Consider the following 6,329-nt stretch of genomic DNA (forward strand, 5'->3'; position numbering starts at 1 on the left):
GCGCCGACTACGCCCACTGGCTCCAACCCGAGCATTCACCAAACATCACCATCCACCGTCTTAACTGAACGGTATTGGGCCTAAGCCTCCTGACTGGGTCAACTCGTCGGCCCCTAGGTAGTCGAGTCCGACGCCGAAGAAGTCCAGCCCGACACCGCCGCCGTCCAAACCGACCAGACCGACCGCGTCCATCCCCAAACCGGTCGTATCCTCGGCCAGTCCCAGCTGGCTCCCACTCAGTCCGGTCAGGCCCGTCGCCGCCCCCTCCAGAGCGTCGACGCTGTTGCCGGCGCCCTTGAGCGCGCCCTTGCCGGATATGCCGGTCAGACTCGACAGGGCGGTGATCGGCGCGCCGGCCCCGGACGACGCCACCGTCGCCGCGCTTCCCGTGGTCGCCGACGACAGCGCCCCGGCGGACGGGCCCGGCGTGGCCATCCCTTGCAGCACCTGCGGGACCGTGGACAACGACGACGTCATGGTCTGCGCATCGGCGCCGGCCGAGCCACCAACGGTGTTGCTCACCGCGGCCGTTTGACTTGTCAGCCCGCCCGCATTGGTGGTCTGCGGCGGTGAAGCGAACGGCGCCAGTCTCGTGACCGCCGCGGAGCTGTCGGCGTAGGCGTACATCGCGGCGGCATCCTGAGCCCACATCTCGCTGTAGTGCGCCTCGGTGGCCGCGATCGCCGGTGTGTTCTGCCCGAAGATATTGGTCGCCACCAGGGCCGCCAGCTCCGCCCGGTTCGCCGCGATCACCGGCGGCGGCACCGTCATGACGAACACCGAATCATAGGCGGTCGCCGCGGCCACGGCCTGAGTGGCCGCTTGTTCGCAGCCGGTGGCGGTCGCCCTCATCCATGCCAGGTACGGCGCGGCGGCGGAAGCCATGGACATCGACGCGGGCCCCGCCCACGACTGCGCCGTTACGCTCGACACCACCGACTCGTAACCGCTTGCCGCCGAGTGCAATTCGATTGCCAGATCCTCCCATCCGGCGGCTGCGGCCAGCATCGTCCCGGGCCCCGGCCCCGCATACATGCGACCGGAATTGACTTCCGGTGGCAGTCCCCCAAAATCCATCGGGTATCCCTTCCTCTTCGTGTTATCTGTCCTCGCTCAGCCGGTGTGGTTTGGGTATCGCCGGCGTGACCCGCGCCGTGGTGCCAGCTCAACGACGGCCGTCGGTATCGAGCTCGGCATTCGATAGCCCCGGCAACCGCCGAATCGTGAAACATCTCAAGTGGGCAGGTCGGCACACCAACAGCCCATACCGACAAAATGCATATCAAACACTTGCCTACAACACATATACGACATATACGCCGGGATCCATGTTGGAAGCGCCGGACGTGGCCGGGGATGGCTACATTTGAGGTTGTTATGAGCTCCGTGACGATCCCATGTGAGCTTGACAGTATGAGGAACCATGACCGCAATGACCGGACAACCGCGCAGTCAACGTCCGCGCCAAGCCATCCTGGGGCAGCTGCCCCGCATTCACCGTGCCGACGGTTCACCGATCCGGGTTTTGCTGGTCGACGACGAGCCGGCGCTGACCAATCTGGTCAAGATGGCGCTGCATTACGAAGGCTGGGACGTCGAGATAGCCCACAACGGCCGGGAAGCCATCGCAAAGTTCGAAAGAATCAGCCCGGACGTTCTGGTACTGGACATCATGCTGCCCGATGTGGACGGGCTGCAGATTCTGCAGCGGGTCCGCGAATCCGACGACTACACGCCCACACTGTTCCTGACCGCCCGGGATTCGGTAATGGATCGGGTCACCGGTCTGACCGCGGGCGCCGACGACTACATGACCAAACCGTTCAGCCTCGAGGAACTGGTCGCCCGGCTGCGCGGACTGCTGCGCCGTTCCAGCCATCTGGCGCCCCCGGCCGACGAATCCCTCAAAGTGGGCGACCTCAAGCTCGACGCGGCCAGCCGGGAAGTCACCCGCGGCGGGACGCCGATATCGCTGTCGTCGACCGAGTTCGAATTGCTGCGGTTCCTGATGCGCAATCCGCGCCGCGCGCTGAGCCGCACCGAGATCCTCGACCGGGTCTGGAACTACGACTTCGCCGGACGCACCAGCATTGTGGACCTGTATATCTCCTACCTGAGGAAGAAGATCGACGCTGACCGCGAGCCGATGATCCACACCGTCCGCGGGATTGGATACATGCTGCGACCAGCGGAATGAGCCGGCAGTGACCGGGGACCGCAACACCCCTCGCTGGTTTCCCCGTTCGTTACGCGGGCAGTTGCTGCTCGGCGTGCTCGCTGTCGTCACCGTAGTGCTGGTGGCCGTGGGCGCCGTATCCGTACTCAGCCTGCGCGGTTACGTCACCGCGATGAACGACGCCGAGGTCGCGGAGTCCTTACATGCGCTCAGTCACGCGTACGCCAGATACCGCAACGGCGAGCACACGTCGATACATACCGGTACTCCCCCGGTGTCCCAGGCGCTACTGGAGTTCACCGGGCAAACCCCGGGCAACCTCATCGCGGTGCTGCGCGACGGGGTGGTCATCGGCTCGGCCGTCTTCTCCGAGGACGAGCCACAGCCCGCGCCGGCCGACGTCATCCGCGCCATCGAAGCCCAATCCTGGGACGACGGCCCCGCCCGTGTCGAAACGCTGGGCAGCCTGGGTTCCTACCAGGTTGCCAGCCGCGCCGCCGGGTCCGACCGACTCATCGTCGGCGTCTCGCTCAACCTCGCCGAACAGATCATTTCCCGCAAGAACATCACCACCACCGTGCTGGTCGCCACGGCGCTGGTGATCACGGCGGTACTCACGGCCTGGGTGGTCGGATATGCCCTTCGGCCGCTGCGTCGGCTCGCCGCGACCGCCGCCGAAGTCGCGGCATTGCCGCTCGCCGGCGATGACCACCGGATCGGCGTGCGAGTCCGGCCCGAAGACACCGATCCGGACAACGAAGTCGGGATCGTGGGCCACACCCTGAATCGATTGCTGGACAACGTCGATAGCGCACTGCAGCACCGTGTCGAATCCGACCTGCGGATGCGGCAATTCATCACCGACGCCAGCCACGAGCTGCGGACCCCGCTGGCCGCCATCCAGGGCTACGCGGAACTGACCCGTCAAGACAGTTCGGCCCTGCCCCCCACCACCGAATACGCGTTGGCCCGCATCGAGTCGGAAGCCCGGCGGATGGCATCACTGGTTGACGAACTGCTGCTGCTGTCCCGGTTGGGTGAAGGCGAAGACCTGCAGACCGAAGAGCTCGACTTGACCGATCTGGTCATGAACGCCGTGAACGATGTGACGGTGGCAGCGCCGAGCCATTGTTGGGTCAAAGAGCTGCCCGACGAGCCGGTGTGGGTCAACGGCGATCATGCCCGGCTGCATCAGCTCGTCAGCAATCTGCTCACCAACGCCTGGGTGCATACCCCGCCCGGTGTCACCGTCACCACGGCGATCACCTGTCATACCGACGCGACCGACGGGTCCTACGCCGAGCTGACGGTGACCGATGACGGACCCGGCATCGACCCCCACGTCGTACCCCATCTATTCGAGCGGTTCGTCCGCGCCAACACGACGCGTTCGGGTGAGTCCGGCCATGGATTGGGCCTGGCCATTGTCAACTCGATCGTCAAGGCGCACGACGGTTCGGTGACCGCCGAATCCGCGCACGGCCGCACCGTCTTTCGGGTCCGACTACCGATGATGGACCGGCCGGGCACCGGCACCGGATAGCCGCACCGCCGCAGCGGCCGTAAAACTCGCGGCTGACGCCGTAAAGAAACCGTTAAGGCCGCTCCCGCCCGGCTTCGGTCGCGCCTAGCCTCTGTCTGGCCTCTACCGGAGAGCGGTTGTCGTTGCGTGTCGAGAAAGACAGATATGTCCGTGGTGGTTTACCTGGCGCTGACCCTGGCCGTCTTCGCCGCGCTCAGCGCACTGCTGAAGTTGGATTTGTGAGCACCGCCAACGCCGTCGGTCTGGCGCTTGCGGCGCTTGTCGCGCTGTTGCTGGTTGCGGCCCTGGTGTATCCGGAGAAGTTCTGATGAGCGACGGCACAGCGGCGGTGCTGTTCCTCGCGCTGCTGGTCGCCGCTCTGGCGGCGGCACACGTCCCGCTCGGTGACTACATGTACCGCGTATACAGCGCTGAAAAGCACTGGCGCGCAGAGCGATTCATTTACCGATTGGTCGGGGCCGACCCCGACGCCGAACAGACCTGGGCCGCATATGCCCGTAGCGTGCTGGCGTTTTCGGCGGTGAGCATTGTCTTCCTGTTCGCCCTGCAGCTACTGCAGGACAAGCTGCCGCTGCACCTTGGGCATCCGGCCACCCCGATGACACCCGCACTGGCCTGGAACACCGCGGTCAGCTTCGTCACCAACACCAACTGGCAGGCGTATTCCGGCGAATCGACTCAGGGACATCTGGTGCAGATGGCCGGTTTGGCGGTGCAGAATTTCGTGTCCGCCGCGGTCGGCATGGCCGTCGCCGTGGCCTTCGTCCGCGGGTTCGCCCGCAACCGCACCGGCGAACTCGGCAACTTCTGGGTGGACCTGGTGCGCGGCACGCTGCGCATCCTGCTGCCGATAGCCGTCGTCGGCGCGGTCGTGCTCGTCGTGGGCGGCGTCGTGCAGAACTTCCATCTCAACGATCAGGTCGTTACCACGCTGTCCGGGGCCCCGCAGACCATCCCGGGCGGCCCGGTCGCCAGCCAGGAGGTGATCAAGGAGCTCGGCACCAACGGCGGCGGCTTCTACAACGCCAACTCCGCACACCCCTTCGAGAACCCGACCGCCTGGACCAACTGGGTAGAGATCTTCCTGCTGCTGGTCATCAGTTCCGCGCTGCCCCGCACCTTCGGCCGACTGGTCGGCAGCAAAAGGCAGGGCTATGCGATCGCGGCGATCGTCGCGGTGATCGCCGCCGTCAGCCTCACCACCATGCTGGCGTTCCAGGTGCAGCACCACGGCACCGTGCCCACGGCGGTGGGTGCGTCGACCGAAGGCGTCGAACAGCGCTTCGGCGTTGCCGACTCGGCGGTCTTTGCCGACGCCACCACGCTGACGTCCACCGGCGCCGTCGACTCGGCCCACGACTCCTACACCAGCCTGGGCGGCATGATGACCATGTTCAACATGCAACTCGGTGAGGTCGCACCCGGCGGCACCGGCTCGGGCCTGTACGGCATCCTGATCCTGGCCGTCATCACCGTGTTCGTCGCCGGGTTGATGGTCGGGCGGACCCCGGAATATCTGGGCAAGAAGATCACGCCGCGGGAAATGAAACTGGCGGCCGGATACTTCCTGGTGACTCCGCTGATCGTGCTCGTCGGGACCGCCGCCGCAATGGCGCTGCCCGGCGAGCGGGCCGGCATGGCCAACACCGGGCCGCACGGGTTGTCGGAGGTGCTCTATGCGTTTACCTCCGCGGCCAACAACAACGGCTCGGCGTTCGCGGGTCTGGCGGCCAATACGGCCTGGTACAACACCGCCTTGGGCCTGGCGATGGTCTTCGGTCGATTCCTGCCGATGATTCTGGTGCTGGCGCTGGCCGGTTCGCTGGCCCGACAGGGGACCACCCCGGAGTCGGCCGGCACCTTGCCCACCCACCGGCCGCAGTTCGTCAGCCTGGTGGTCGGGGTGACGGTCGTCTTGGTGGCACTCACCTTCCTGCCCGCGCTGGCACTCGGGCCGCTCGCCGAAGGGATCCACTGAAACAGTGACGCGCACAACCACTTCGGCCAAACACCTGCTCGATCCGGCGCTGCTGGTGAAGTCGCTGCCGGACGCCGTGCGCAAGCTCGACCCGCGCACCCTGTGGCGCAATCCGGTGATGTTCATCGTGGAGATCGGCGCCGGGTGGGCGACGATTCTGGCATTCGGCGACAACACCTGGTTCAGCTGGCTCGTGGTGTTCTGGCTTTGGCTGACAGTCATTTTCGCCAACCTCGCCGAAGCGGTCGCCGAGGGGCGCGGCAAAGCGCAGGCCGACACTTTGCGCCGGGCGAAGGCCGACACCGTCGCACACCGGCTCAGGGATTGGTCACCGGGCGCGCTGGACAGGTGTGTCGCCATCCCGGAAGACGTCGCCGCGCCACTGCTGCGGCCCGGCGACATCGTGGTTGTCGCAGCGGGGGAAGTCATTCCCGGCGACGGCGAGGTCGTGGAAGGCATTGCCTCAGTGGACGAATCGGCGATCACCGGCGAATCCGCACCGGTGATCCGGGAATCCGGCGGCGACCGCTCCTCGGTGACCGGCGGGACGACCGTGCTGTCAGATCGCATCGTCATCAAAATCACCCAAAAGCCCGGCGAGAGCTTCGTGGACCGGATGATCGCGCTCGTCG

General features: G+C 66.0%; 6 protein-coding genes. 5 read left to right on the forward strand and 1 reads right to left on the reverse strand.

Features of this window, described 5'->3' with window-relative positions; all coding sequences use genetic code 11:
* Window positions 1-60 precede the first annotated feature (60 nt).
* On the reverse strand, window positions 61-1,077 hold the full coding sequence (locus tag BST40_RS32670; RefSeq protein WP_083156363.1) for a PPE family protein: 1,017 nt from the start codon (window positions 1,075-1,077) through the stop codon (window positions 61-63).
* A gap of 346 nt (window positions 1,078-1,423) precedes the next feature.
* Here BST40_RS32670 and BST40_RS26960 point away from each other — a divergent pair, with 346 nt between their 5' ends.
* The 5 genes from BST40_RS26960 to BST40_RS26980 all read left to right on the forward strand — a co-directional run.
* The gene (locus tag BST40_RS26960; RefSeq protein WP_036401838.1) at window positions 1,424-2,197 is read left to right on the forward strand and encodes a response regulator transcription factor; all 774 of its coding nucleotides are present in this window, start codon (window positions 1,424-1,426) and stop codon (window positions 2,195-2,197) included.
* Between the two features lie 7 nt (window positions 2,198-2,204).
* Window positions 2,205-3,719, forward strand: coding sequence for a sensor histidine kinase (locus tag BST40_RS26965; RefSeq protein WP_083156366.1), 1,515 nt, complete (start codon window positions 2,205-2,207; stop codon window positions 3,717-3,719).
* 218 nt (window positions 3,720-3,937) lie between these two features.
* Window positions 3,938-4,027 (forward strand): K+-transporting ATPase subunit F, encoded by a 90-nt coding sequence (locus BST40_RS26970; RefSeq protein ID WP_075549266.1) that lies wholly within the window; start codon window positions 3,938-3,940, stop codon window positions 4,025-4,027.
* Window positions 4,027-5,697 carry a potassium-transporting ATPase subunit KdpA gene (gene kdpA, locus BST40_RS26975; protein WP_075549265.1) on the forward strand — a complete coding sequence of 557 codons (1,671 nt, stop codon included), beginning with the start codon at window positions 4,027-4,029 and terminating at the stop codon, window positions 5,695-5,697. Before BST40_RS26970 ends, kdpA begins: the two co-directional genes overlap by 1 nt.
* A 4-nt stretch (window positions 5,698-5,701) precedes the next feature.
* Window positions 5,702-6,329 (forward strand): HAD family hydrolase (locus BST40_RS26980; protein ID WP_482805267.1); only part of this gene is annotated, 628 nt, incomplete at its 3' end.

It is taken from the genome of Mycobacterium persicum, assembly GCF_002086675.1.
Lineage (GTDB): Bacteria > Actinomycetota > Actinomycetes > Mycobacteriales > Mycobacteriaceae > Mycobacterium > Mycobacterium persicum.